Annotated in this window: 30 protein-coding genes and 1 other RNA gene; 7 read left to right on the top strand and 24 right to left on the bottom strand. The window is 67.4% G+C overall.

The features are described from left to right. Positions 1-29 precede the first annotated feature (29 nt). The gene (locus tag IGS68_RS23925) at positions 30-380 is read left to right on the top strand and encodes a DUF6883 domain-containing protein (protein WP_201074723.1); all 351 of its coding nucleotides are present in this window, start codon (positions 30-32) and stop codon (positions 378-380) included. Then, positions 377-601, top strand: a complete 225-nt coding sequence (locus tag IGS68_RS23930; RefSeq protein WP_201074726.1) for a DUF4926 domain-containing protein — start codon at positions 377-379, stop codon at positions 599-601. Before IGS68_RS23925 ends, IGS68_RS23930 begins: the two co-directional genes overlap by 4 nt. A gap of 246 nt (positions 602-847) precedes the next feature. On the opposite strand, the gene IGS68_RS23935 is transcribed toward IGS68_RS23930, so the two are convergent. From IGS68_RS23935 to IGS68_RS23965, 7 genes are all read right to left on the bottom strand, one after another. Beyond that, the gene (locus tag IGS68_RS23935) at positions 848-1,396 is read right to left on the bottom strand and encodes a hypothetical protein (protein WP_201074728.1); all 549 of its coding nucleotides are present in this window, start codon (positions 1,394-1,396) and stop codon (positions 848-850) included. Between the two features lie 23 nt (positions 1,397-1,419). Beyond that, a complete protein-coding gene (locus tag IGS68_RS23940; RefSeq protein ID WP_201074730.1) occupies positions 1,420-1,617 on the bottom strand; it encodes a hypothetical protein in 198 nt (65 codons plus the stop codon). Between the two features lie 170 nt (positions 1,618-1,787). After that, positions 1,788-2,176, bottom strand: a transfer-messenger RNA (tmRNA) gene (ssrA, locus tag IGS68_RS23945). A gap of 43 nt (positions 2,177-2,219) precedes the next feature. Then, positions 2,220-3,635 carry a glucuronate isomerase gene (gene uxaC / locus IGS68_RS23950; RefSeq protein ID WP_201074739.1) on the bottom strand — a complete coding sequence of 472 codons (1,416 nt, stop codon included), beginning with the start codon at positions 3,633-3,635 and terminating at the stop codon, positions 2,220-2,222. A gap of 7 nt (positions 3,636-3,642) precedes the next feature. Beyond that, a complete protein-coding gene (locus IGS68_RS23955) occupies positions 3,643-4,920 on the bottom strand; it encodes a TRAP transporter large permease (protein WP_201074740.1) in 1,278 nt (425 codons plus the stop codon). Continuing rightward, positions 4,917-5,435 carry a TRAP transporter small permease gene (locus IGS68_RS23960; protein ID WP_201074742.1) on the bottom strand — a complete coding sequence of 173 codons (519 nt, stop codon included), beginning with the start codon at positions 5,433-5,435 and terminating at the stop codon, positions 4,917-4,919. The genes IGS68_RS23955 and IGS68_RS23960 overlap by 4 nt, the downstream gene beginning before the upstream one ends. Positions 5,436-5,504: 69 nt before the next feature. After that, the gene (locus IGS68_RS23965) at positions 5,505-6,488 is read right to left on the bottom strand and encodes a C4-dicarboxylate TRAP transporter substrate-binding protein (protein WP_201074744.1); all 984 of its coding nucleotides are present in this window, start codon (positions 6,486-6,488) and stop codon (positions 5,505-5,507) included. 161 nt (positions 6,489-6,649) lie between these two features. On the opposite strand from IGS68_RS23965, the gene IGS68_RS23970 reads away from it, so the two are divergent. Continuing rightward, the gene (locus IGS68_RS23970; protein WP_201074747.1) at positions 6,650-7,369 is read left to right on the top strand and encodes a GntR family transcriptional regulator; all 720 of its coding nucleotides are present in this window, start codon (positions 6,650-6,652) and stop codon (positions 7,367-7,369) included. A gap of 4 nt (positions 7,370-7,373) precedes the next feature. On the opposite strand, the gene IGS68_RS23975 is transcribed toward IGS68_RS23970, so the two are convergent. From IGS68_RS23975 to IGS68_RS24030, 12 genes are all read right to left on the bottom strand, one after another. Beyond that, positions 7,374-7,919, bottom strand: coding sequence for a biotin transporter BioY (locus tag IGS68_RS23975; protein WP_201074749.1), 546 nt, complete (start codon positions 7,917-7,919; stop codon positions 7,374-7,376). Positions 7,920-8,101: 182 nt separating this feature from the next. Further along, entirely contained in the window at positions 8,102-8,701 is a 600-nt protein-coding gene (locus IGS68_RS23980; protein WP_201074751.1) for an energy-coupling factor transporter transmembrane component T family protein, read from the bottom strand. Beyond that, positions 8,701-9,375 (bottom strand): energy-coupling factor ABC transporter ATP-binding protein, encoded by a 675-nt coding sequence (locus IGS68_RS23985; protein ID WP_201074753.1) that lies wholly within the window; start codon positions 9,373-9,375, stop codon positions 8,701-8,703. Before IGS68_RS23985 ends, IGS68_RS23980 begins: the two co-directional genes overlap by 1 nt. 42 nt (positions 9,376-9,417) lie before the next feature. Beyond that, positions 9,418-9,756, bottom strand: coding sequence for a HesB/IscA family protein (locus IGS68_RS23990; protein ID WP_201074754.1), 339 nt, complete (start codon positions 9,754-9,756; stop codon positions 9,418-9,420). Positions 9,757-9,818: 62 nt separating this feature from the next. Next, positions 9,819-10,175 carry an SUF system Fe-S cluster assembly protein gene (locus IGS68_RS23995; protein ID WP_228435233.1) on the bottom strand — a complete coding sequence of 119 codons (357 nt, stop codon included), beginning with the start codon at positions 10,173-10,175 and terminating at the stop codon, positions 9,819-9,821. A 29-nt stretch (positions 10,176-10,204) separates the two neighbouring features. Further along, positions 10,205-10,687: a Fe-S cluster assembly sulfur transfer protein SufU gene (sufU, locus tag IGS68_RS24000; RefSeq protein ID WP_247881050.1), complete on the bottom strand. Its 483-nt coding sequence runs from the start codon at positions 10,685-10,687 to the stop codon at positions 10,205-10,207. Next, positions 10,687-11,955: a cysteine desulfurase gene (locus IGS68_RS24005; RefSeq protein WP_201074758.1), complete on the bottom strand. Its 1,269-nt coding sequence runs from the start codon at positions 11,953-11,955 to the stop codon at positions 10,687-10,689. Before IGS68_RS24005 ends, sufU begins: the two co-directional genes overlap by 1 nt. Positions 11,956-11,979: 24 nt before the next feature. Beyond that, on the bottom strand, positions 11,980-13,335 hold the full coding sequence (gene sufD / locus IGS68_RS24010; protein ID WP_247881051.1) for a Fe-S cluster assembly protein SufD: 1,356 nt from the start codon (positions 13,333-13,335) through the stop codon (positions 11,980-11,982). Then, positions 13,335-14,087: a Fe-S cluster assembly ATPase SufC gene (sufC, locus tag IGS68_RS24015; RefSeq protein WP_201074760.1), complete on the bottom strand. Its 753-nt coding sequence runs from the start codon at positions 14,085-14,087 to the stop codon at positions 13,335-13,337. Before sufC ends, sufD begins: the two co-directional genes overlap by 1 nt. Before the next feature lie 40 nt (positions 14,088-14,127). Further along, entirely contained in the window at positions 14,128-14,643 is a 516-nt protein-coding gene (locus IGS68_RS24020) for a DUF29 domain-containing protein (protein WP_201074762.1), read from the bottom strand. Between the two features lie 6 nt (positions 14,644-14,649). Continuing rightward, positions 14,650-16,131 carry a Fe-S cluster assembly protein SufB gene (gene sufB / locus IGS68_RS24025; RefSeq protein WP_201074763.1) on the bottom strand — a complete coding sequence of 494 codons (1,482 nt, stop codon included), beginning with the start codon at positions 16,129-16,131 and terminating at the stop codon, positions 14,650-14,652. Beyond that, positions 16,115-16,624 (bottom strand): SUF system Fe-S cluster assembly regulator, encoded by a 510-nt coding sequence (locus IGS68_RS24030; RefSeq protein WP_201074764.1) that lies wholly within the window; start codon positions 16,622-16,624, stop codon positions 16,115-16,117. Before IGS68_RS24030 ends, sufB begins: the two co-directional genes overlap by 17 nt. A 323-nt stretch (positions 16,625-16,947) precedes the next feature. Here IGS68_RS24030 and IGS68_RS24035 point away from each other — a divergent pair, with 323 nt between their 5' ends. Both IGS68_RS24035 and IGS68_RS24040 read left to right on the top strand, forming a co-directional pair. Continuing rightward, entirely contained in the window at positions 16,948-17,190 is a 243-nt protein-coding gene (locus tag IGS68_RS24035) for a type II toxin-antitoxin system Phd/YefM family antitoxin (RefSeq protein ID WP_201074765.1), read from the top strand. Beyond that, a complete protein-coding gene (locus tag IGS68_RS24040; protein ID WP_201074766.1) occupies positions 17,190-17,612 on the top strand; it encodes a type II toxin-antitoxin system VapC family toxin in 423 nt (140 codons plus the stop codon). The genes IGS68_RS24035 and IGS68_RS24040 overlap by 1 nt, the downstream gene beginning before the upstream one ends. A 124-nt stretch (positions 17,613-17,736) precedes the next feature. Here IGS68_RS24040 and IGS68_RS24045 read toward each other — a convergent pair whose 3' ends face one another. From IGS68_RS24045 to IGS68_RS24065, 5 genes are all read right to left on the bottom strand, one after another. Beyond that, positions 17,737-18,753: an aspartate-semialdehyde dehydrogenase gene (locus tag IGS68_RS24045; RefSeq protein ID WP_201074767.1), complete on the bottom strand. Its 1,017-nt coding sequence runs from the start codon at positions 18,751-18,753 to the stop codon at positions 17,737-17,739. Between the two features lie 248 nt (positions 18,754-19,001). Further along, a complete protein-coding gene (thpR, locus tag IGS68_RS24050; protein WP_201074769.1) occupies positions 19,002-19,538 on the bottom strand; it encodes an RNA 2',3'-cyclic phosphodiesterase in 537 nt (178 codons plus the stop codon). Between the two features lie 38 nt (positions 19,539-19,576). Beyond that, the gene (locus IGS68_RS24055; RefSeq protein ID WP_201074771.1) at positions 19,577-20,620 is read right to left on the bottom strand and encodes an NADP(H)-dependent aldo-keto reductase; all 1,044 of its coding nucleotides are present in this window, start codon (positions 20,618-20,620) and stop codon (positions 19,577-19,579) included. Positions 20,621-20,683: 63 nt separating this feature from the next. Continuing rightward, complete coding sequence (locus IGS68_RS24060; protein WP_201074773.1) at positions 20,684-21,826, bottom strand: FIST signal transduction protein; 1,143 nt, start codon at positions 21,824-21,826, stop codon at positions 20,684-20,686. A 5-nt stretch (positions 21,827-21,831) separates the two neighbouring features. After that, on the bottom strand, positions 21,832-22,512 hold the full coding sequence (locus tag IGS68_RS24065) for an arylesterase (RefSeq protein ID WP_201074776.1): 681 nt from the start codon (positions 22,510-22,512) through the stop codon (positions 21,832-21,834). Between the two features lie 40 nt (positions 22,513-22,552). On the opposite strand from IGS68_RS24065, the gene IGS68_RS24070 reads away from it, so the two are divergent. Continuing rightward, a complete protein-coding gene (locus tag IGS68_RS24070) occupies positions 22,553-23,296 on the top strand; it encodes an ABC transporter ATP-binding protein (protein ID WP_201074779.1) in 744 nt (247 codons plus the stop codon). 48 nt (positions 23,297-23,344) lie between these two features. Next, the gene (locus IGS68_RS24075) at positions 23,345-25,885 is read left to right on the top strand and encodes an ABC transporter permease (protein ID WP_201074781.1); all 2,541 of its coding nucleotides are present in this window, start codon (positions 23,345-23,347) and stop codon (positions 25,883-25,885) included. Positions 25,886-26,023: the final 138 nt, after the last annotated feature.

Consider the following 26,023-nt stretch of genomic DNA (forward strand, 5'->3'; position numbering starts at 1 on the left):
ATCGAGATTGCAGGTGCCGAGCGCACGCCATGAACACTGTGCCGAACTCCCATCTGGCGGTAGTCGAGGAGAGCAAGATCAAAGGATACCTGCCATCCGAAAACCACCCGACAGGGCGCAACAAATCTGCCTACTTCCGTAGCTTTGGCTTTCGAGCCGACTCATCGAGCATCTTCAGCGATGCACTGCTCCTCCACCTGGGTACGAGTGACTTCATATCGGCAACCTCATCGGAGTTCGGCACAAAGTACATCGTTGAGGGGCCGTTGCTTACGCCCGATGGAAGAAATCCGCAGATTAAAGTGGTTTGGTTCGTCGCAAGAAGTACTATCATCCCCAGGCTGGTGACAGCCTATCCGGCACGTGGAGGTCAGCGATGATCAAGGAACTCGACCCCGTCGTCTTGACCAAGGACCTTCCCGAGGAAGGACTGCAAGCCGGTGATGTGGGCTGCATCGTGATGGTCCATGCTGGCGGAGCTGGTTATGAAGTCGAATTTGCCACGCTGACGGGCGAAACCATCTCCGTCGTGACTGTTCCCGCCCACGCGGTCAGGGCAGTAGGCGATAGGGAAATCCCCCATGCAAGGATGGTGGCTTAGAGCGGTCCCCGATCAGGTTGAACCGCTCCGGTCTTCGCAGCCTGCCGTTCCACTCGCCGCCCCGTGTTGCGCCATGGGCGCAACCTACGGCTCGATGCAGGGCGGAGGTGATGCGGGCCGACGGTCGTAGGTTGCGCCCATGGCGCAACGCATCGGATCAGCTGTCTCGGGCGGATCGACCTGATCGGGTACAGATCCAGAGATCACGGCTCTTTCCCCAAGAACCGACACCGACCGAACTCCGCCTCAGGAAGCACGCCTATAGAATTTGTCGAATGGAGGCTTGTCCAGGGGAGACGCCGTAGTTAGGTTCGGGCAGTGGGTTGCAATGACGTCGAAGGTTACGCCAAGCATCTCCTGATTGATATGGCGTCGCGACAGGACGTAAAGCAACTCGGGATGCCAGACCAGTGGACGAACCTTGAGGATCGTTTCGGATGCGAACCTGAGCGCCGCCAACTCCTGGAGCTTGCTGGACAGCTTCATCGCCCTCACGTCCGTCGATTTCATGCCCGACGTATTCACATGGACGATGCGATACCGTGAAAGCCGGAATACGAGTATTCCAGCCAGCTTTCCGATCGACAGCCCGTCGAACCTATCCGGCCCGCCAGACTTGGACGTCAGGGTAACGCGGCGCGCCAACATGATCATCAGATCCTTGCGAGCCTCGCTCAACGCAAGGGACAGCTCGCTACTTGAAACGTCGATCAGGGTGTCGGGCAACCCGTTCTCCTCCGCTATGGAAGAGACGGCTTCACAGAACAGGACCGCCAGCTTGTCCTGAACTTCCACCGGCAAAAGGTCCGAGTCCCGCATCAATCGAATTGCATCGCGTACTGGTAAAGAGGCTCCCAGTCCGGCTTTTCTGTTATGCGGTTGTTGATGATGGCGGATACGTCGGCTGCCGTGCGGACGCCCGAATTGACATGGACTTCGGAAGACGCGACCGCTCTGGCGGCTTGCAGTTCCTTGATGAATTGGCTGTTGTTCTTCTTGATGTCGGCCAACTTCATCGGTCGCGCTCTTCCCGGAATTTTACATGGAAACATACCACTTTCGACGCATGGATAGCAACGAGATGGCAGGTCGGTCAAGGGATTTCAGGGGACCCGAGCCGCCGCATAGATGCAGCCACTCACAGCCGCCCACACGCAAAAAGGGCGGGGTTGCCCCCGCCCTTCCCGGGAATATTCTGTTGCTAGGCCATTCCAGCCCCGCCTAGTTTCACCACGGCCACCGTTAGGCAGCTACGCGGAGATCCTGAGCATTGTGGTTGTCATTTGCGACATTCACAAGTTGTCGGACGAGCCTTTCCCCGAAGGGATCAGCGGGCGTACCTCACCCAACGTCTAAACGACCCTTATTCACCCACGTCGATCCTAATTCGCCCCCATCGGACAAGCCCTCACTCCGCAGAGGTTTGGCCTGATGGCCCGGAGGCCATGCCCCGCTCATCGCGAGGTCTTTTGGTGGAGGCGGGGGGCATTGCAGCCCCCGTCCGCCAGGTCTTATATGATCGCAGTCCCGGACGGCCCAAGGGCCGCCCTGCAACGCTATCCCCTAGATAAGCCTTGGCGCCGGGATTCGCAAGCCCTTCCCGGGACCGGCGCGGGCCTCACAGCCGGTAGGCCTGCTTCGCCAGGCGATAGGCCAGATCGACCGCCACCTCCCGCGCCTCGTCCTCGTCCAGCCGGTGCTCTGCCACCAGGCCGGCCAGATAGGCGCAATCCACCCGGCGGGCGACGTCGTGCCGGGCCGGGATCGACGGGAAGGCCCGGGTGTCGTCGTTGAAGCCCACGGTGTTGTAGAAGCCCGCCGTCTCCGTGGTCTGCTCGCGGTAGCGGCGCATGCCCTCCGGGCTGTCGTGGAACCACCAGGCCGGGCCGAGCCGCAGGACCGGATAATGCCCGGCGAGCGGCGCCAGCTCGCGCGCGTAGACCGTCTCGTCCAGGGTGAACAGGATGACGGTGAGGTCCCGCTCGTTGCCGAACCGGTCGAGCAGCGGCTTCAGCGCCGTGACGAACTCGCCCCGCACCGGGATGTCGTCGCCCAGGTTCGGCCCGAAGGTGCGGCGCATCCAATCATTGTGGCCGCGGTGGACGCCGGCATGGATCTGCATGACCAGTCCGTCGTCGAGGCTCATGCGCGCCATCTCGGTCAGCATCTGGCCGCGGAACAGCTCGGCTTGGGCGGGAGAGGCCCGGCCGGAGACGATGGTCTCGAACAGCGCCGCCGCCTGGTCCGGGGGCAGGTCCGCAGTGGACGCCGTCGGGTGGCCGTGGTCGGTCGCGGTGGCACCGCATGCCATGAAGTCGCGCCGCCGCCGCGCCAGGGCCGACAGGTAGCCCTTCCAGCCCAGCGTGTCCTCGCCGGTGATCCTGCCCAGCGTCTCCAGGTTGGCGAGGAAGCCCGGGGTATCCGGATCGACCACGGGGTCCGGGCGGAACGTCGTCACCACCCGTCCCCGCCATCCCGACGATCGGAGCGCCTTGTGGTGCTCCAGCGTGTCGAGCGGGGATTCCGTGGTTGCCAGCACCTCGATGTCGAAGCGCTCGAACAGGGCGCGCGGCCGGAACTCCGGTTTCGCCAAGCACTCGGCGATCCGGTCGTAGATCGCGTCGGCGGTGGCCGCCGACAGGCGCTCCGTCACGCCGAACACGCGCTCCAGCGAATATTCCCACCACAGCCGGGTCGGCGTCCCCCGGTACAGGTGCCAGCGCTCGGCCACCGTGCGCCAGATCCGCCGCGGGTCGGTCTCGACCGGGCCTGTCGCGGCGGCCGCCCCGTCCCGAGGCCGCACGCCCAGGCTCTCCAGCGGGATGCCCTGGCTGTAGAGCATGCGCAGCAGGTAGTGGTCCGGTACCACCAGCAGGGTTGCGGGATCGGGGAACGCCTCGTCCAGGGCGAACCAAGCCGGGTCGGTGTGGCCGTGCGGGCTGACGATGGGCAGGTCCCGGACCTCGGCATAGAGCCGGCGGGCGATCGCCCGCGTGCCGGGATCGGCCGGGAACAGTCGGTCTTCGTTCAGCATGGCGCTCTCACATCAGGGCGTTCGGCAGGAACAGGACCAGTCCGGGCCACAAGGCCAGGACCACGACCAGCAGCAGGATCGTGAAGATGAAGGGCAGCGATTCGACCACGTACTCCTCCACCGGGCAGTCCAGCAGGCTGCACACGGTGTACATCGCGACCCCCACCGGCGGCGTCATCGACCCCAGCGTGACGATGGTCATCATCAGGATGCCGAAATGCACGGGATCGACGCCCAGCGGCGTCACGATCGGCAGGAAGATCGGCGTCAGCAGCAGCACCAGAACCGTGCTCTCGATGAACAGCCCGGCGACGAACAGGAAGAACAGCACCAGCGCCACCACCAGGATCGGCTCGCGCGTCAGGCCGGTCATCGCCTCGGCGATGCTCTGCGGCGCCTGCTCGAAGATGATGGCGTAGCCGACCATGCCGGAGAACAGGATGATCAGCATGATCAGCCCGGTATCCACCACCGCCTCGTAGAGGGATTCCATCACGCCGGCCCAGGTCAGCTCCCGGTGCAGCAGGAATCCGACGATCGCGGCATAGATCACCGCGAAGGCGCCGACCTCCGACGGGGTGAACAGCCCGCCGCGGATCGCGACCAGAAGCGCCACCGGGAACAGCAGCGCCCACTTGGCGTCGGCGACCGCCCGACCGACCGACCGCAGGGTCGGCCGCTCCGCCAGTTCGGCGCGGTAGCCGCGCCGGCGCGCGATCAGCCACACGGTGACCATCAGCCCGGCCATCATCAGCAGGCCGGGGATGACGCCGGCCAGGAACAGCCGGCCGACCGACACGTTGCCGACGAAGCCGTACAGGATCAGCCCCAGGCTGGGCGGGATGGTCGCGGTGATCAGCGAGCCCACGGCGATCGTGGCGCAGGTGAAGCCCTTGGAATAGCCCCGGGCGATCAGGCTGGGGCCGAGGATGCGCGCCTCCATCGCCGCGTCGGCCACCGCCGACCCGGAGACTCCGCCCATCAGGGTGGACAGCACGATGCAGACCTGGGCCAGCCCCCCCGACATCCACGACACCAGCACGCTGGAGCAGGCGATCAGCCGGGTGGTGATGCCGGTCCGGTTCATCATGTGGCCGGCCAGCACGAAGAAGGGCACCGCCAGCAGCGGGAAGCTCTGGGACGCGGTCGCGACCTGCTGCACGCCGATCGACATCGGCATGATCTCGTTGGTCGCGAAGAACGAGAATCCGGCGATCCCGATCGCGAAGGCGATCGGCAGGCCGAGCCCCATCAGGAGGAAGAAAGTGACGGCGAGCAGGGTCACGGAACGACCTCCTCGGCATGGATGGCGGATGGGGCGGGAGCGAAGACGGGTTCCGGCCGGGTGCGCAGGCCGCGCACGGTCCGGACCATCTGCCCCAGCAGCGTGACGGACAGCAGCAGGCATCCGGCCGGAACCGCGCCCGTCACGAAGGCATAGCTGATCCCGCTGTCGCCGAACTGCCGTTCCAGGTTGAGCATGGTAAGCTCGTAGCCCATGACCACCATGGTCAGCAGGAATCCGAGCACCACGGCGCCCAGGACCAGGTCGAGCGCCGCCCGCGCCGTCGCGGGCAGGCGCTTGACCAGGTAGTCGATGCCGATATGGGCGCGCTTCCTCAGCGCCATGTCGGCGCCGAGGAAACTGACCCAGACGAACAGGAGTTGCGCCAGGTCCACCGACCAGACCAGGGGATGGCCGAACCAGCGCATGACGCCGGCGGCGAAGACGAGAAGCACGATGATGGCCAGGAGGAGCGTTGCCAGCAGCCCCTCCCCCTTGATCAGCCAGGATGTCATGGCGGCAATCCTTTAGACGGCGGGCCTTTAGACGGCGGGCCTTTAGACGGCGGGCCTGGGGCGGTCGCGTCAGTTCTGGAGGATCTTCTCGATCTCCTGATGGAGCTCGGTGTAGCCCAGCTTGTCGTAGACCGGCTTGGTGGCCTCGCGGAACGGGGCGACGTCGATCTCCGCGATCGTCATGCCCTGCTCCTTCATCTGCTTCTCGTAATCGGCCAGCGACGCCTCCGTCGCGCGCGACGCGTTGTCGCCCGCCTTGGTCGACTCCTCGCGCAGGATCTGGCGGTACTCGGCCGGCAGCTTGTCGAACCAGGCGGCGCTGGTGACGATGCCGGTGATCAGGTTGATGTGGCCGGTCTTGGTGACGTGGCTGGTCACCTCGTACAGCCGGGAGCCGTAGCTGGCCGGGTGCTGGGCCTCGACCCCGTCGATCACCTTCTGCTGGAGCGCGGTATAGACCTCCGACCAGCCCATCGGCGTCGGCGTGGCGCCCATGGCGCGGATCGTCTCCATCCAGACCGGGGCGCCCGGCGTGCGCATGCGGATGCCGCCGAGGTCCGCCGGCGTGGCCACCGGCTTGTTGGTCAGCACGTGGCGTTCGCCCTGCCACCAGTTGAACGACAGCACCTGGTGTCCCGAAGCCTTGCGCAGCTTCTCGGTCCACTGCTCGAACAGCGGCGAGGTGACGACCTTGCGGATGCCCTCGTAGCCCTGCGCCAGGTAGGGCGCGCCGAGGACGCCGAACTCCTTGGTGAAGACGGCGAGGCGGCCGCCGTCGACCACCACGGCGACACCGGCCCCGGCCCGGGCCTGCTCAAGCACGTCCTCGTCCTTGCCGAGCTGCGACCCCGGGAACAGGCGCACGGAGACCTTGCCGCCGGTCCGCTGCTCGACGCTCTTCTTGAATTCCTCCAGGCCCTTGTACAGCGGGTCCTGCTGCGCCAGGGCGGTGTTGACGCTGAGGGTGTAGTCGGCGGCGAAGGCGCTTCCGGCCAGGGTGGCCAGGGCCATGCCGAGCGTGGCGGCGCGCCACGTGCGCGTGATGAAGCTCATGTCTCCTCCCTCGAGGGCTTGCCTGTGTTGCAGAGGCGTTCTTGCTACTCACTGGTATGGTAGTATACAAGAATGGTATTGGCAATGCCCTTGCGACGGCGCAGGATGGGCAGCACCATTTGCCTTGCGGGGTTTGGTCGAGAGGGGGCGAAAGGACGGCGATGCTCAGCAGGATCGAATCGAACTCGGCCGAGCCGGTGGCGAAGCGCGTCTTCCAGGCCCTGCGCCAGGCCATCGTCACGATGCAGTTCAGCCCCGGCCAGCCGCTGTCGGAGCAGGAGGTCGCCACCCAGCTCGGCGTCAGCCGACAGCCGGTCCGGGAGGCCTTCATCAAGCTGGGCGAGTCGGGTCTGGTGACCATCCGCCCGCAGCGCGGCACCTTCGTGGTCAAGATCTCGGTCAAGCAGGTGATCGACGCGCGCTTCGTCCGGGAAGCGGTCGAGGTGGCGGTCGCCCGCAAGGCCGGCGAGGAGCCGCCGGCCGGCATCGTCCGCGACCTGCGCGATAACCTGGGGGCCCAGCGGGCCGCCGCCGAGGACAGCACGCCCGAACGCTTCCTCGACCTGGACGAGGCGTTCCACCGGACCCTCGCGCTGGGGATCGGCTGCGAATACGCATGGCGCGTGGTCGAGGAGACCAAGGCCCAGATGGACCGGGTGCGCTACCTGAGCCTGCCCCACGCGACGCCGCTCGATCGGTTGATCCACCAGCACGAGGCGATCGTGGACGCGATCGAGGCCCGCGATCCCGACGGGGCCGAGGCCGCCATGCGCCGCCATCTGCGGGAGATCCTGACCTCCCTGCCCGAGCTGGAGCAGCGCTTCCCCGACCTGTTCGACGGCGCCGCGGCACCCGCCGCGCGGCCCACCTGCGCCGCCTGACGGCTCAGGCCTGGATGACGGGGTAGCTCCGGTTGACGGTGTGGGCAACGAAGGCGGCCACGACGGCCTTGGCCAGGTCGCCGGGGATGAAGGCCAGGGAGCCGGCGGCGGCCTGGAACAGCGGCAGGCCGGCGACCAAGCTGACGCCGACGATGCCGATCGCGTAGACCACGAAGATCCCGCCCGCGGCGCAGGCGGCCAGCAGGCGGGCGAAGGTCAGGCGGGTGCGGAAGCGTTCCGTCAGCCAGCCGACCACGAAGGCGCCGACCGGCCAGGACAGCAGGAATCCGGCGGTCGGGCCGAAGAACACGCCAAGGCCGCCGCGCCCTCCCGACAGCAGCGGCAGGCCCACCGCCACCAGCGCCAGGAACAGCAGCATCGCGAGGCCGCCGCGTTTGGCCCCCAGGATCGAGCCGGCGAGCATGACGCCCATGGACTGGGCGGTGATCGGCACGGGGATGAACCCGACCGGGATCGGCGGCATCAGCCCCAGCGCCGCCATGATGGCGGCGAACAGGGCGATATGGACCATGTCGCGGGTGGTCAGCATGTCGGTGTGGTCCGGTACTTGGTTTTGATCGATTAATCGTAGGTCGGCCTCGGCCGAAGGCCGACAACATGGCCGGAGCGTTGACGCAGGATGTCGGCGTTCGCCCTGACGGGCGAAGGCCGACCTGCGGCACTTCGCTCCGCACCAGCAAGGCGGAGACATGGCGCGCCGGCGCGGAAAACTCAATCGGGATCGTAGCCGCGGGCTTCGATCGCGTCGGTCAGCACGCTGGCCATGCGCAGCGTCTTGACGATCAGCGGCACCGCCACGGCGGTGACGCTGCGCTCCAGGCCGCGCGACCGCTGGGCGGCCTGGATCTCGCGGACCAGATCGATCAGCAGCGGCACGAAGCGGATCGCGAGCGAGATCATCAGGCCGGCCTTGGCGGGATTGACGCCGACCCGGCGCAGGGGCCGGAGCCCCCGTTCCAGGGCCTCTACCATGTCAGAGACCCGGGTCGTCAGGGTGATCAGCACCGCCAGGGAAACCAGCACGGTGAAGCGCAGGACCGTGACCAGCCCGCTCTCCCAGCCGACCAGCAGCGCGTGGACCGCGAAGAAGAACAGTCCCAGCAGCAGCACCGGGCGAAGCTGGGCCGCGACCTCGCGGGGCGGCAGGCGCGCCAGGGCGAACAGGCCCAGGGCCACGGCCTGGACGACGCCGAGGACGCGGGGATCGGTCACCTGGATCAGGCCGACCGCCACCAGCATCAGCGCCAGCATCTTGGCGCCCGGGGCCAGCGCGTGGACCGGCGACTCGCGCTCGATATAGAGGCCCAGCATCAGGCCATCAGTTCTACATAACGGGATATGGCGGCGGAGGGGCGATCGTCGGCGACGATCCGGCCGCCGTCGAAGACCAGGACCCGGTCGAACCCGCCGAGCAGGTCCAGGTCGTGGGAGACGAAGACGGCGGCCTGGGGCAGTCCGGCCACCGTTTCCATGACCATGCGCTTGTTGCGCAGGTCGAGCAGCGTCGTCGGCTCGTCGAACACGACGTAAGCCGGTTCCATCACCAGCACCGAGCAGATCGCCAGCATCTGCTTCTGGCCGCCGCTCAGCAGGTGCGCGGGGCGGCTCCGGTGCCCGGCCAGCCCGTAGCGGTCCAGCACCGCGGCCACCCTCCGGTCGATCTCTGCGCGGTCCAGCTTCAGGTTCTTCAGGCCGAAGGCGATGTCTTCCTCGACCATGGGATAGACGATCTGGGTGTCCGGGTCCTGGAACACGAAGCCGACCTTGCGGCGGACGGCCTTGCCCTCCGTCCGGGTGTCCAGCCCGTCCACCAGCACCGAGCCCTCGTCCGGCACCACCAGCCCGTTCAGCAGGCGGGCGAAGGTGCTCTTGCCCGACCCGTTCGCGCCGACCACGGCGACCCGGCGCTCCGCCAGGGTCACCGACACGTCGCGCAGGACCTGATGGTCGCCGAACCGGTGGCTGACCTGCCGAAGTTCGATCACGGAGGAAAGGCCCGCATCGGGAACGGTACCGCGGGCCGGCCGTCAGACGCTGAAGCTCTCGCCGCAGCCGCAGCGGGCCTTCTCGTTCGGGTTCTTGAAGACGAAGCCGGACTGGATCTTGTCGTCCACATAGTCCATCTCGGTGCCGATCAGGAACATGGTCGCGGCCGGATCGATCAGGATCTTGACGCCCTTGTCCTCGACCACCTCCTCGAACTTCTTGATCTCCTCGGCGTATTCGACGGTGTAGCTGAGTCCGGAGCAGCCGCGCGTCTTGACGCCGACGCGCAGGCCCAGGGCCGGCTTCTCCGACTTCGCCATGATCTGCTTGACCCGCTCGGCCGCGGCGTCGGTGATCGTCATTGCCTTGGGAAGTGCCATCTCGTTCTACTCCGACTTCTGCATGCTCTGTCCGGTGCCGATTCCAGTGCCGATCCGCGGCATCAGAACATATCCAGGGCCACCTTGGCTTCTTCCGACATCATGCCGGGATGCCAGGACGGTTCCCAGACCAGTTCGACGCGGCATGACTTCACGGCGTCGAGATTCTCGATGACCTGCTGCACCTGCATCGGCATCTCGCCTGCCACCGGGCAGGACGGCGCCGTCAGGGTCATGTCGACCTCGACGTTCTTCTCCGCGTCCACGTTGACCCGGTAGACCAGCCCCAGTTCCCAGATGTTGACCGGGATCTCCGGATCGTAGACGGTCTTGATCGCGTCGATCACCTGGTCCATCAAAGTCTCGTTGTCCACCACGCCGGTCTGCTCCAGCACTTGGCCGCTCACATCGTCTGGCATTTCATCGCCTCCTCGAACCTGCCGCCCGTTCATTCGGTAGAAGCCTTGGCGCCGCCCGCCAGGGCCGCGTCCAGGGTGTGCCACGCAAGGGTGGCGCACTTGACCCGCATCGGGAACTGGCGGACTCCCGCCAGCACCTGGAGCCGCTCCAGGGCCTCCCCGTCCACGCCCCCGCCATGGACATGCTCGTGGTCGTCCTTGGTGCACATCTCGTGGAAGCGCTCGAACAGGGCCTTCACCTCCGCCTCGGTCCGGCCGGCGACCAGCTCCGTCATCATCGAGGCCGAGGCGGTGGAGATGGCGCAGCCCCGCCCCTCGAAGGCGGCGTCCTCGACGATGCCGTCGGGGCTCACCTTCAGGTATACGGTGACCTTGTCGCCGCACATCGGGTTGTCGCCGCGCGCTTCCCGGTTGCTGTCCTCCGGATGGCGGAGGTTCCGGGGGTTCTTGCCGTGGTCCAGGATGACTTCCTGGTACAGGTCCCGCAGGTCGTCCATCGTCGCTCCCGTCATCACCCGAAGATCTCCTGGACCCGGCGGAGCGACGCCGCCAGCGCGTCCACCTCGTCGAAGGTGTTGTAGAGCGCGAAGGAGGCCCGCGCCGTCGCCGGCACATTGTAGAAGTCCATCAGCGGCTGGGCGCAGTGGTGCCCGGCCCGAACCGCGACGCCGGCCCGGTCGACGATCGTTCCGATGTCGTGCGGATGGGCGTCGCCCAGCGTGAAGGACAGGATGCTCGCCTTGTTCGGCGAGGTGCCGTAGATCCGCAGCCCCGGGATCTCCGTCAGCTGCGCCGTCGCATAGGCCAGCAGGTCGCGCTCGTGCGCGGCGATCCTGTCCAGTCCCAGCTCCATCAGGTATTCCAGCGCCGCGCCCAGCCCGATCACCTCGACGATGGCCGGCGTTCCGGCCTCGAAACGATGCGGGATGCCCTTGAAGGTCGTTTCCTCGAAGGTGACGCGGGCGATCATGTCGCCGCCGCCCTGGTAGGGCGGCATGGCTTCCAGGATCTCGGCCTTGCCGTAGAGCACGCCGATGCCGGTCGGGCCGTACAGCTTGTGGCCGGAGAAGACGTAGAAGTCGGCGTCCAGGTCCTGCACGTCCACGCCCAGGTGGGTGACGCCCTGGCAGCCGTCGACCAGCACCGGGATGCCCTTGGCGTGGGCGATCCGGACGATGTCCTTGACCGGGTTGATGGTGCCGAGCGCGTTGGACATGTGGCTGATCGCGACCAGCTTGGTCTTCGGCCCCAGCAGCTTCTCGTACTCGTCCATCAGCAGGGTGCCGGACTCGTCGATCGGCACGATCTTCAGGACGATGCCCTTCTCGGTCCGGAGCATCTGCCACGGCACGATGTTGGCGTGATGTTCCATCTGCGAAATGACGACCTCGTCGCCTTCCCGCAGGTTGGTCCGCCCCCAGCTCGACGCCACCAGGTTGATCGCCTCGGTGGCGCTGCGGGTGAAGACCACCTCGCGGTCCTCGCGGGCGTTGATGAAGCGCTGCACGGTCTTCCGGGCCGCCTCGAACCGCGTGGTCGCGGTGGCGCTCAGCCAGTGGACGCCCCGATGCACGTTGGAGTATTCCTCCGTCATGCAGGAAACCATGGCGTCGATCACCCGGCGCGGTTTCTGGGCGCTGGCGGCACTGTCCAGATAGACCAGCGGCTTGTCGTAGATGGTGCGCGACAGGATGGGGAAGTCCTTGCGGACCTCCTCCACATCGTATCCCGTCGCCGTTCCGCTATCGAAACCCTGCCGCACCTTGGCGATCTCGTTCATGTCGATTCCTGATCCCTGGAAGCTTCAGACGCGCTGGGTCTTCAGCCAGCCGGTAACCATGCCCTGGAATGCCTCGCGCACCGTGTCGATCCGGACCTCCTCGATCGCGTCCGCCAGGAAGGCGGAGATCAGCAGGTTCCGGGCACTCTCCAGGTCGATGCCGCGGGCACGCAGATAGAACAGCTGGTCGTCGTCCAGTTCGCCGGCGGTGGCGCCGTGGCTGCATTTCACGTCGTCGGCGTAGATCTCCAGCTCTGGCTTGCTGTCGATCTCGGCCGTGTCGGACAGCAGCAGCGCCCGGTTCAGCTGGTAACCGTCGGTCTTCTGCGCGTCCGGGCGCACGATGATCTTGCCCTGGAACACCGCCTTGGCATTGCCGTCGATGACGCCCTTGTAGACTTCGCGGCTGGTGCAGTGGGGCTGGGCGTGGTCGATCACCGTGGTCGTGTCGCAGTGCTGCCGACCGTTCACCATGTAGGAACCCGACAGCCGGCATTCGACGCCCGTGCCGTTCAACACAGGCTTGATTTCATTGCGTGACAGACGGCCGCCCATGGTCAGCACGAAATTGTCGTAGCTGGCGTCCTTGGCCAGGTCGGCGGTGACCGTCGCCATGTGGAAGGCCTCGCGGCTTTCCCGCTGCACCTTGTAGTGATGCAGCCGGGCGCCCTCGCCGGCCACGATCTCGGTCACCAGGTTGGCGAAATAGACGCCGTCCCCCTGCCCGACATGGTGCTCGACCAGCGTCGCCTCGGAGTTGGCCTCGGCCACCACCAGGATGCGCGGATGGTGCATGGTCGGCTTGCCGGTTCCCGCACCGCCGCCGCTGCCGACGAACACGGCCTCGATCGGCTCGGCCACCGCGACGCCCTTGGGCAGGTGGACGACCAGCCCGTCGGCCAGGAACGCGGTGTTCAGCGCCTGGAACGGGTTGGCGTCGGTCACGCCGACATGGCCCAGGTACCGCTCCAGCAGGGCGGCATGCCCGGTCAACGCCTGCCTCAGGGAGGTCACGACGGCCCCCTCCGGCAGCGCTCCGACGGAGGAGAGGTCCGCGCGGAACGCGCCGTCGACGAACACCAGGCGGTGCGACGCCTGCCCGGCCGGCATGACGGTCGGCAGCACGTCGATCGACACGGCCCCGCCCGCGGCGGACGCCGGCTCGAACGCGACCTTCTCCAGCGGGCGCAGGCTGGTGTAGCGCCACGCCTCGACCCGGGCGGTCGGGAAGCCCTGCCGGCTGAACCGGGAGAGGCCGGTCTCGCGCAGCCCGGCCAGCCACGGCAGCTCGCCGCCGGGAAGGGCGGCAGCCACCCGGCCATGGTGGTCCAGGTAGGGCTGGATGGTCGCGGTATCGGTCGTCATGGAATTCTTCGCCATCAGGCCGCCTCGTCCACGCCGAACTCGGCGTAGCCCTTCTCTTCCAGCTCCAGCGCCAGGCTCTTGTCGCCGGTGCGCACGATGCGGCCGTTGGCCAGCACGTGGACCTTGTCCGGAACGATATAGTCCAGCAGGCGCTGATAGTGGGTGATCACCAGGATACCGCGCTCCGGGCCGCGCAGCGCGTTGACGCCGTCGGCCACGATGCGCAGCGCGTCGATGTCGAGCCCGCTGTCGGTCTCGTCCAGCACGCAGAACGCCGGGTCCAGCACGGCCATCTGAAGCACCTCGTTGCGCTTCTTCTCGCCGCCGGAGAAGCCCACGTTGACCGCGCGCTTCAGCATCTCGTCGGTCATGCCGAGCTGCTTGGTCTTGGCCCTGATCAGCTTCAGGAACTCCATGGCGTCCAGCTCCTTCTCGCCGCGCGCCTTGCGGATGGAGTTGAGCGCCGACTTCAGGAAGGTGGTGTTGGACACGCCGGGGATCTCGACCGGGTACTGGAAGGCCAGGAACACGCCCGAGGCGGCGCGCTCGTCCGGCTCCATCTCCAGCAGATCCCGCCCCTTGTAGGTCACGCTGCCCTCGGTGACCTCGTAGCCGTCGCGGCCGGCCAGCGCGTAGCCCAGCGTGCTCTTGCCGGCGCCGTTCGGCCCCATGATGGCATGGACCTCGCCGGCGCCGATGGTCAGGTCGAGACCCTTCAGGATCGGCTTGTCGGCGACGTTGACGTGGAGATTCTTGATTTCGAGCATCGTTGCGGTTCCGTATCGAATTGGGTTGGTGGCGGCGCCGTCAGGCGCGCTCGGGGGAGTCGGGTTCCGGAAAGCCGGCGTTCTCGGGCAGCCAGTCCAGGTCGAGAATCTGGTCGAGCGTGTAGGGGCAGTGGGCCGGAAGGATCGCCGGATCAGTATCGCCGAAGCTTTCGAAGCTCTTGGCCGCCAGCTTGCGGCCGTCGGCGTAGATCTCGTCCAGATCCGCCAGCTTGCGCAACGACTTGGCCCGCCGCAGAAGCCGGGCGGCGTTGACCCGGTGCGTTGCCACGCTGATCTTCCAGCCGCGGCGCGGCTCGGCGGCCTTGCCATGCTGCAGCTTCAGCAGGTGTTCCACGACACGGGTCAGCGCACCCTCGAAGGCATCGAGCTTGTTGTCACCCAAGTCCTCGATCTCCTCGATCAGATGGTCAAGATCGAGGCTGTCCCAGCGGCGGGAGCGGAGCATTTCGGCCTGCTCACGCGTCCACGCCACATAGTCCGTCTCATACTTGGTTCCGGGCTTGGTTCCGGGCTTGGATGCGGGCTGCCCTGTCATGGCCGGTTATCCCACGCTGCCTTCCAGGCTGATGCCGACCAGCTTCTGCGCCTCGACCGCGAATTCCATGGGGAGCTCCTTCAGGACCTCCTTGCAGAAGCCGTTGACGATCAGCGACACGGCGTCCTCGGAGGACAGGCCGCGCTGCTGGCAGTAGAACATCTGGTCCTCGCTGATCTTCGCCGTGGTCGCCTCGTGCTCGACGCGGGCGCTGCGGTTCCGGCTCTCGATGTACGGGACCGTGTGGGCCCCGCACTTGTCGCCGATCAGCAGGCTGTCGCACTGGGTGAAGTTCCGCGCCCCCTCCGCCTTGGGCAGGATCTTGACCAGGCCGCGATAGGTGTTCTGCGCCCGGCCGGCCGAGATGCCCTTCGACACGATGGTGGATTTCGTGTTCTTGCCGATATGGATCATCTTGGTGCCGGTATCGGCCTGCTGGCGGTTGTTGGTGATCGCGACCGAATAGAACTCGCCGACCGAATTGTCGCCCTGCAGGATGCAGCTCGGATACTTCCAGGTGATCGCCGAACCGGTCTCGACCTGCGTCCACGAGATCTTCGAGTTCCTGCCCCGGCAGGCACCGCGCTTGGTCACGAAGTTGTAGATGCCGCCCTTGCCGTTCTCGTCGCCCGGATACCAGTTCTGCACGGTGGAGTACTTGATCTGCGCGTCGTCATGGGTGATCAGCTCGACCACGGCGGCGTGCAGCTGGTTCTCGTCGCGCTGGGGCGCCGTGCAGCCTTCCAGGTAGCTGACATAGCTGCCCTCGTCGGCGATGATCAGCGTCCGCTCGAACTGGCCGGTGTTCTTGGCGTTGATCCGGAAATACGTGGACAGCTCCATCGGGCAGCGGACGCCCTTGGGGATGTAGACGAACGACCCGTCGGTGAAGACGGCCGAATTCAGCGTCGCGAAGAAGTTGTCCGAGTACGGCACCACCGAACCCATGTACTTCTTCACCAGCTCCGGGTGGTTCTGCACCGCCTCGGAGATCGGGCAGAAGATGATGCCCTTCTCTTCCAGCTTCTTCTTGAAGGTGGTCGCCACCGACACGCTGTCGAACACGGCGTCGACCGCCACGGACGGGCTGTCCCCGGCGCCCTCGACGCCGGCCAGGATCGCCTGCTCCTTCAGCGGGATGCCCAGCTTCTCGTAGGTCCGCAGCAGCTCGGGATCGACCTCGTCCAGGCTCTTGGGCTTGGACGCCACCTTGGGCGCCGAATAATAGTAGGCGTCCTGGTAGTCGATCGCCGGATAGCCCAGCTTCGCCCAGTCAGGCTCCTCCATGGTCAGCCAGTGGCGATAGGCCTTCAGGCGCCATTCCAGCAGCCATTCCGGCTCGTTCTTGCGCGCCGAGATGAACCGGACGATGTCCTCGCTCAGGCCTTTCGGAGCGGTCTCCGACTCGATGTCCGTGAAGAACCCGTACTTGTACTTCTGTTCCGTAACGGCCCGGACCTGTTCGACAGTCTCAAGCGTCGCAGCCATGCTTCTCTCCTATTTCCCTCATCGTCCGTCCGGTCCGACGGTTATTCATTGTCATGTCAGGCCCCACTTCGGGGAGCGGCAGGAATGTCGGCACCGCCGTCATGTCCGCCAGCGAAACCTCTTCCAGCGCGCGGCGCACCGCGCGGTTGACCTTGTCCCAGTTGCCCCGCATGGGGCACAGGCTCTCGACGTCGCAATTCCCCTCCGCGCCGTCGACGCAGGCGGTCAGGGCGATCGGCCCGTCCACCGCGCTGATGATCTCGGCGATCGAGATCCCCTCGGCGGCACGGGTCAGCCGGTACCCGCCGGCGGCCCCGCGGTGGGATTCCATCAAGCCGGCGGGGGCGAGGAGTTTCATGAGCTTGGCGACGGTAGGGGCCGGTACGCCGGTACGCTCGGCAAGCTGGGGAACGGTCTGGACGCAGGCGCCGTCGCGCGCCATCCGCGCCATCACGACGACCGCGTAGTCCGTCATCTTACTGAGCTTGATCATGCCGGCGCCTCAATCCGTACCAATCTGGTACTGATTAAGTGAGGAGCGCGGTCCGAAAGTCAAGGCGGAAGGTGGCCTTATCATAGGCCTTTCAGCAGGTTCGCGAAAGACCCACCGCATTTATGGGGCTTTCGGGGCAGGGCGGCAGACTGCGGCATTCCGCCGCGGTCACCCAGATCAGTGGCTCGCCTCACAGGGTGTTTTCACGCAAGCCCCGCGGACGGTCGAAAGCCGTATACATAAGGATGGCAGAGGGCTGCCAGCTTGCCTCCAAGATCCAAACCCGCTACATGTGACCAATTGATTGGTCAGGAAGCATAACCATGGATACAGTCAATCTTGCCGACGCGAAGGCTCACTTGAGCGAACTGGTGGCAAAGGCCGCCTCCGGAGAAACAGTCTGCATCGTTCGCCGAGGCAGGCCGGTCGCCCGGCTGACCGCAGTATACAGGCCCCGTTTGCCCATCGCCCTCGCCATGCTCCAATCCCATACCGATGCGATGCCGATGCAGACCGAGACCGCCGGTGACTTCGTCCGCACCATGCGCGATGACGACCGCTTTTAATGCGGTATCTCGACACCTCCCTGCTGATCGCGGCACTGACCAATGAAGTCGCCACCGCACGGATCCAGACTTGGCTCAGCGAACAGGACCCTGAGGGTTTGCTGATAAGCGAGTGGGTAGCGACCGAATTTTCGTCCGCCCTGTCGATCAAGGTCCGGACGGGACAGATCGGCGTCGAACACCGTGCCGCGTCACTGGCCTTGTTTACCCGGCTGAGCGCCGAATCCTTTACCGTGCTTCCGGTGACCGGCAGCCATTTCCGTACCGCCGCCCGCTTCGTCGACCAGTACGCCTTGGGGCTGCGCGCAGGCGACGCCTTGCACCTCGCCGTCGCCGGAGATAAGGGGGCCAGCCTCTGCACCCTAGACCGCCGGCTCGCCGAGGGAGGAATGGCGTTGGGCGTGAGCACGCTGCTGCCGTAGCCTGGATGTCCGAGGATCGGTCCCGGATCTTGGCCGCAAAGCTCTCCTCCTGATCCGGCCATGAAGAAGACGGGCAGCCTCCCGGCCGCCCGCCCCGCTCACTCCGTGCTCCTCCGTCGTCCAGTCAGAGCGTCAGCTCCGCGATCTGCACCGCGTTCAGCGCCGCGCCCTTGAGCAGCTGGTCGCCGCAGAGGAAGAAGTCCAGGCCGTTCTCGCCGAACACCGGGTTGGCGCGGATGCGGCCGACCTCGACGTCGAACTCGCCGGTCGCGGTCAGCGGCATCGGGTAGACGCCGTTGGCCGGATCGTCGGCCAGCTTGACGCCGGGGGCCTCGGCCAGCACCGCGCGGGCGGCGTCGGCGGTCACCGGGCGTTCCGTCTCGATGGTGACGCTCTCGGAATGGGCGCGGTATGTCGGGATGCGCACAGCCGTGCAGCTCGCCGGCAGATCGGGGATGCCCAGGATCTTCCGGCTCTCCCACGTCACCTTCATCTCTTCCTTGGTGTAGCCGTTGTCCTGGAAGGCGTCGATCTGGGGGATGACGTTGAACGGGATGGGGTGGCGGAAGAAGCTGTTGGTGACCGGGCGGCCGGACAGCTGGTTGCGGGTCTGCTCCTCCAGCTCGGCCATGCCTTCCGCCCCGGCGCCGCTGGTCGCCTGATAGGTCGAGACGATCACCCGCTTCAGGCCGAACGCCTGGTGGAGCGGACCCAGGGCCAGCACCAGGATGGCCGTGGTGCAGTTGGGGTTGGCGATCAGCCGGCTGGTGCCGAGCGCCCCGGCATTGATCTCCGGCACGATCAGCGGGATCTCGGGGTCGTAGCGGAAGGCCGAGGAATTGTCGATCACGACGGCGCCGGCCGAGGCCAGCGTCTGGGCGTGCTCCTTGGCGAAGTCGCCGGACACCGCCATCAGGACGATGTCGTAGCCCTTGACCACGTCGGCGTCGAAGGCGGCCAGCGTCTTGACGCCGAACGGGGTTTCCATCGTGCGGCCGGCGCTGCGCTCCGAGGCGAACAGGCCGAGCTCGCCCACCGGGAAGGCGCGGCGGTGAAGCACGCTGACCATTTCGCGGCCGACGGCGCCGGTGGCGCCGACGATGGCGACACGGCGGGGAGAGGGGTTTGAAGAAGGGCTCATGGTATCAAGTTCCGTCCTGTTGCATGCCCGTACTGAGCGCAGGACGAACCCCCGATACGACGAGGCCCCGTCCGTGTCCGGCGGGGCCTTCGTGGTGGATGAAGCGTCTCTAACCGATCAACGCATACCACCGACCGACGGCCCGCCGCAGCGGGTCGTTTTGGAGATGGTAGTCTTGATGGCGCGCGAACGGTTCATGGCAGGTCTGTTACCAAGGCTCCCGCATTTTGTAAAGCGTCCCTTTCGCCTCACCCCAGCGGGTATTCCCTCAACGGGTCATAGACCGGTCCGCCGCTGCCCGGCCGGCTCTCGAACAGGGTGAAGTGCTCCACCCGGATCGGCCCGGCGCGGAACAGCCCACGGTCCTGGATGAAGCGCCCGACCCGCTCCTGCGGCGCGTCGCGCAGGCGGGCCAGGGTCACGTGCGGGCTGTAGCGCCGCTCCTCGCGCGGCAGCCCGGCCCGGACCAGCGCCGATTCGACCTTCTGGTTCAGGTGGACCAGCGCGTCGTTGCGCTCCACCCCCGCCCACAGCACGCGCGACCGGCTGCCGCTGCCGAACTGCCCGACCCCGTCCAGGACAAGGTCGAAGGCCGGGGCCGAGACGCTCCCCAGGGCCGCGTCGATGTCGGGCAACAGGCCGTTCTCCACCTCGCCGATGAAGCGGACGGTCAGGTGCAGGTTCTCCGGCTCGGTCCAGCGGGCGCCGGGCACGCCGCCGCCCAGGCCGGCCAATCGCTCGCGGACGGCTTCGGGCAGCTCAAGGGCGACGAATAGACGGATCATGGCAGACGGAGCATGGCAAGGCGTCTTAGGCACCGGGATCAGGGACAGGGATTCGGGAAGCGGTCGTTGACCTCCTCGATTTCCTTCAACACCTCTTCGCCCAGGGTGATCCCGATCGAGTCGATATTGGTCTTCAGGTGCTCCATGGAGGTGGCGCCGATGATGTTCGACGTCACGAAGGGCTGCCGGGTGACGAAGGCCAGCGCCATCTGCGCCGGGTCCAGCCCGTGGCGCTTCGCCACCTCCAGGTACGCCCGCACCGCCGCGTCGGCGTTCACCTTGTCATAGCGCGACTTGCGATGGTCCAGCGCGCGCCGGGTCCCCGGCGGGATCCGGCCGTCCAGGTACTTGCCGGTCAGGGTCGCCGCCGCCAGCGGCGAATAGGCCAGCAGCCCGCACTGCTCGCGGACCGACACCTCGGCCAGCCCGTCCTCGTAGGTCCGGTTCAGCAGGTTGTAGGCGTTCTGGACGCTGACCACCCGCGGCAGTCCCAGCTCGTCGGCCAGCCGCAGGAAGGCCATGGTGCCCCAAGGCGTCTCGTTGGACAGGCCGACATGGCGGATCTTGCCCGATCGGACCAGCTCGTCCAGCGCCCGCAAGGTCTCCTCGATGGGCGTGGCCCCCTCGTCGGCGCCGCCCTTCCAGCCGCGGGCGCCGAAGCGGGCGGTGGTCCGGTCGGGCCAGTGGAGCTGGTACAGGTCGATATAGTCGGTGCGCAGCCGGGTCAGGCTGTCCTCGACCGCGCGCACCAGGTTCTCCCGGTCCAGCCGGGCCCTGCCGTCGCGGACCCACTTGAAGCCGCCGGGCGAGCGGCCGATCGCCTTGCTTGCCAGCACGACCTTGTCGCGCCCGCCCCGGCTGGCGAACCACGAGCCGATGATCCGCTCGGTCGAGCCGTAGCTCTCCTCGATCGGCGGGATCGCGTACATCTCCGCCGTGTCCCAGAAATTGACGCCGCGCTCCAGCGCGTAGTCCATCTGGGCGTGGCCCTCGGCCTCGGTGTTCTGGCGGCCCCAGGTCATCGTGCCCAGGCAGATCGCGCTGACCTGCACGTCGGTGCGGCCCAAACGACGGTAATCCATGTCTGTCCTTGGTTTCCTGCCCCTGTCCGGGAGCTTGAAGGTTCGCGGCCCCGGCGGGACGCTTCAGAGGAAAAGCGTGAGCACGCCGGTATAGCCGTAGAGCCTGTTGTGGGAAATCTCCCCATTGGCGAAAAATCCCACCAGCGGGAAATCCCCCAGCCGGTCCCGGATCGCCTTCAGCTCCTCGCTGTCGTCGCCGAACAGCGCCGGCCCGCGCGCCAGGCACGACACGTAGATGCCGCCGCGCGGCGGCCCCTTCAGCCGCTTCTTCAGAATCGTCAGCATGCGCTCCAGGTCGGCCTCGGCGCTCGCCCGGTCGCGGCGCGCGAACATGATGCCTCGGCCCGGCTCGACCATGTCGCCGATCGCGATCAGCCCGTTGTTCGGGTCGATGCCGACCAGGTTGCGCACCAGGTAGTCGCCGGTGTCGGATCCGGTGATCGGCAGGGCCGCGAAGATGTAGCCGGCGACGCGGCGCAGGTCCCGCGCCAGCAGTTCGCCGATGTCCTCCTTGAAGACCTCCAGCGCGGGCCGGCCGTCGATCTCGACGATGATGTTGTTCTGGGCACGGGTGATCTTGCGGATCGGCCCGATCGGCGTGCAGCCCTGGGTCAGGCCGGTCGCCACCGGCACCTGGCCGGAGAACAGCACGCCCGACACGCCGCCCTCGATCACCGGCGCCGTGCCCGGCCTGCCGCCGAATTGGCCGTAGTTGGTCCGCGACGAGGTCAGCCCGCCGACCAGGAACCCTCCCACGGCATCGGACAGCTCGGGGATGATCTCGTGGGTCCGCGGATTGCGCGGGTCGCCGTGGACCAGTCCCAGGACCGGGGCGTGGGTCTTCAGCCATTCCGCCGTCTCGGGTTCGAACCCCTCGATGCTCTCGGTGATCGGCGCCGGCAGGTGGAAGCTGCCGGGCGGAAGCCGGGCGGTCATCACCGCGATGGCCGGGCGGTCGAACAGCTCCTCGCCCGTGGCGCAGACGCCGATGCCGACCGTGCCGACCCAGTCCTTGATGCCGGTGACGCCGCGCATCAGCGTCACGATGCTGACCGCGTCGGCCGCCAGCGCGTCCGAGATATACAGGAACCCCAGATTGCACCCTTCGACCGGTCCCAGCTTGTCCAGGCAGGCCTTGACCGTCGTGCGCCAGTCCTCGCCGGTCGCGGAGGCCGAGGCGAAACGAGCCCCCGTGGGGGCCTCCATCCCGCTCATCCCTTCACGTCCCGCCGCGGGAGGTCGTCGAGCAGCCCGGTCAGATGGGGCAGAATGCCGTCCACCATGATCGCCACGCCCTGGGCATTGGGATGCATGCCGTCCTCCTGATTCAGCTTGCGGTCGAGCGCCACCCCTTCCAGGAAGAAAGGATAGAGGGGAACATCGTATTTCGCCGCGAGCTCCGGGTAAATCGCGTTGAAGCGCTCTCCGTAATCGCGCCCCAGGTTGGGCGGCGCATACATCCCGGCGAGCAGTGTCGGGACCTCGCGTTCCTTCAAGGTTGCCAAGATGGCGTCCAGGTTCTCGCGGGTCGAGGCCGGGTCGATTCCGCGAAGACCGTCGTTGGCGCCCAGCGCCACCACGGCTAGCTGGGGCTGGTCGGCCAGGGCCCATTCCAGCCGCGCCCGCCCGCCCGCCGTCGTGTCGCCCGACACCCCGGCATTGATGACGTCCGCCTGGTAACCCTTGTCGCGCAGCGCCCGCTGGAGCCGCGCGGTGAAGCCGTCCTGCTCGGGAAGACCGTAGCCGGCGGTCAGGCTGTCGCCCAGCGCCAGGATCCTGACCGGCTCCGCGGCCGCCGCGGGCCGTCCCTCCGGCACCGCGACCAGGGCCAGCAGCGCCAGTCCCGCCGCGGCGGCGGCTTTCGCACCTGCGTTGAAAAGCCGGTGGCGCATGCCATATCCGCTTGAGCTGTCACGAATGTCTGGAAGACCCATGGCGAAGTCCGATGCTGCTTCTCGGGATGACCTGATCGTCGAACTGGCCGACGTCCACCTAAAGCTGGCCAGTGCCGCCGGTCCCGTCAACATCCTGCGAGGCATAGATCTTACCGTCAGGCGTGGCGAGACGGTCAGCGTCGTGGGTCCCTCGGGCTCGGGCAAGTCGACCATGATGATGATCATGGCGGGGCTGGAGCGGCCGACCAGCGGCCTGGTCAGGGTCGCCGGGAACGACCTCGGGACCTTGGACGAGGACAGGCTGGCCCGCTTCCGGCGCGACCATGTCGGCATCGTCTTCCAGGCATTCCACCTGATCCCGACCATGACCGCGCTGGAGAACGTGGCGATCCCGCTGGAGTTCGCCGGGCTGTCCGACGCCTTCGACCGGGCCCGCGCCGGGCTGGAATCGGTCGGCCTGAAGCACCGCGTGACCCACTATCCCGGCCAGCTTTCCGGCGGCGAGCAGCAGCGCGTGGCGCTCGCCCGCGCCTTCGCCGCCGAACCGTCGCTGCTGCTGGCCGACGAGCCGACCGGCAACCTGGACGGCGAGACCGGCGCCCAGGTCATCAGGCTGATGTTCGACCTAGCCGCCAACCGGGGCGCCACCCTGGTGCTGATCACCCACGACACCGGCCTCGCCGCCCGCTGCGACCGGGCGATCCGGGTCGCCGACGGCAGGATCGAGAGCGCCGGCGACTCCAAGGCCGAGTTCCGTCCCGTCCGCGCCTCGGGCATCTGACCCCCGGCGCCCGCCTATCCGCCCCCGACACCCGCCCCGGCACCCGAGATGAACGCCATGTCCCTGTCCACCCTGTCCGTCGCCTGGACCATCGCGCGGCGGGAACTGCGCGGCGGGCTCAAGGGCTTCCGGATCTTCCTGGCCTGCCTGACCCTGGGCGTCGCGGCCATCGCGACCGTCCAGTCGCTGTCCGGCGGCATCATCGAGGGGCTGCGCGCCGACGGCAGGGCGATCCTGGGCGGCGACGTGGCGCTGCGCGTCCTCTACACCCCCATCGGCGAGGCCGAGCGGTCCTACCTGGACGGCCAGGGCCGCGTCTCGGCCGCGGCCGAAGCCCGGGCCATGGCGCGCCGCGAGGACGGCGCCCGCTCCACCCTGGTGGAGCTGAAGGCGGTGGACGACACTTATCCGCTCTACGGCGACTTCACCCTGCGCGAAGGCGGCGGCCTGCCCGACGCGATCGGCCGGCGGGACGGCGTCTGGGGCGCCGTGGTCGAGGAGACCGTGAGCCAGCGCCTGGACGTCGCCGTCGGCGACACGGTGCGGGTCGGCGAGACATCCTTCCAGGTCCGCGGCACCATCCTGCGGGAGCCCGACCGGGCCGGCGGGGGTGGCTTCACCCTGGGGCCACGCCTGCTGATCGATCTGGACGCGCTGGAAAGCACCGGCCTGATCCAGCCCGGCAGCATGATCTACTGGCATTACCGGATCGGCCTGCCGCCCGGCACCGACCTCCAGGCATGGCAGGCGGACCTCCAGGCCCGTTTCCCCGAGCAGAGTTGGCGGGTGCGCGACTTCACCAACGCCGCCCCGCAGATCGAGCGCTTCATCACCCGCCTGACCCTGTTCCTGACGCTGGTCGGTCTGACGGCCCTGCTGGTCGGCGGCGTCGGGGTCGGCAACGCCGTGCGCAGCTATCTCGACGGCAAAGTCGCGACCATCGCGACGCTGAAATGCGTGGGTGCTCCGGGACCGCTGGTGTTCCAGGCCTACCTGCTCCAGATCCTGGTGCTGGCCTCGCTCGGGATCGCGCTCGGCCTGGTCATCGGCGCCGTGGCGCCCCTGGTCGCGGCGGCCGTGCTGGCCGACGTGCTGCCGATCACGGCCCGCATCGGGGTCTATCCCGGCGGCCTCGCCATCGCCGCCGCCTTCGGCTTCCTGACCGCCCTGACCTTCTCCCTCTGGCCGCTGGGCCGGGCGCGCGAGGTTCCGGCCGGCGCGCTGTTCCGCGACGTGGTCTCTCCCGCGGGCGGACGCCCGCGCGGCGCCTACCTGATGGCCGGCGTGCTGTCCGGGCTGGCGCTGGCGGCGCTCGCGATCCTGACGGCGCAGGAGAAGCTGTTCGCCGCCTGGTTCGTCGGCGGCGCCTTCGTGACCCTGCTGGCGTTCCGGGCGGCGGCCCAGGGCGTCACCTGGGCGGCGGCGCGGGCCGGCCGGCCGCGCCATCCCGGTTTCCGGCTGGCGCTCGCCAACCTGCACCGGCCGGGCAACCCGACCGGCAGCGTCGTGCTGTCGCTGGGCCTCGGCCTGACCGTCCTGGTCGCCATCGCGCTGATCGAGGGCAACTTCTCAGCCCGCGTCAATGAAAGCATCCCGAAGGACGCCCCGGCCTACTTCTTCATCGACATCCAGCCGAACCAGCGGGAGGCCTTCAACGCGACGGTGCTGGGCGTCCCTGGCGCCAGCGACCTGCGGGAAGTGCCGATGCTGCGCGGCCGGATCACCAAGGCCAAGGGCGTGGACGCCGAGCAGGCGATCGTCAACCCGGAGCATTCCTGGGTGCTGCGCGGCGACCGCGGCATCACCTACTCGGCCCGTCCGCCCGCCGACGCCGACATCGTCGCAGGCCAGTGGTGGCCGGAGGATTACCGGGGCAAGCCGCTGATCTCGATCTATTCCGATATCGCCGAGGCGTTCGGCCTCAAGCTGGGCGACAGCATCACGGTCAACGTTCTGGGCCGCGACCTGACGGCGGAAGTCGCCAGCATCCGGGCGATCGACTTCTCCACCATGAACATCAACTTCACGATGATCTTCTCCCCCGGCATCCTGGACGGCGCCCCCCAGACCTTCCTGGCGACCGTCCGCGCCACGCCGGAGGCGGAACCCCTGATCCAGCGGGCGGTGACCGACCGCTTCGCCAACATCACGTCGGTCCGGGTCAAGGACGCGCTCGACACGGTCAACGAACTGCTCGGCAACATCGGCACCGCCGTCCGGGTCACCGCGGCGATCACCCTGCTGGCCGGCACCCTGGTACTCGCCGGCGCCGTGGCCGCGGGGCACCGGCGCCGGGTCTACGACTCCGTCGTGCTGAAGGTGCTGGGCGCCACCCGCGCCGACGTGCTGAAAGCCTTCCTGGTCGAGTACGGCCTTCTGGGGCTGATCACCGCGGCGATCGCGGGCGCCATCGGCACCGTCACCGCCTGGGCGGTGCTGACCCAGGTCATGGACTGGGAATGGACCTTCCTGCCGTCGGCCGTGCTGGTCACCGCCGCGCTCTGCACCGCGATCACGCTGGCCTTCGGCTTCGTCGGCACCTGGCGGGCGCTCGGCCAGCCGGCCGCACCGCTGCTGCGGAACGATTGACGCCGGAAAAAGCGTGTCCGCGCAAAAATCCCGGGATTAAAGAAACGGCTCGCGCGTAGCGCCGGCCGAGCCAATTTAATCGATGCAGGTCAAAGGGTTGCACGCTCGGGCAGGAACTTTCGAAGAATCCGATTTTTG

The organism is Skermanella sp. TT6 (genome assembly GCF_016653635.2).
Classification (GTDB): domain Bacteria; phylum Pseudomonadota; class Alphaproteobacteria; order Azospirillales; family Azospirillaceae; genus Skermanella; species Skermanella cutis.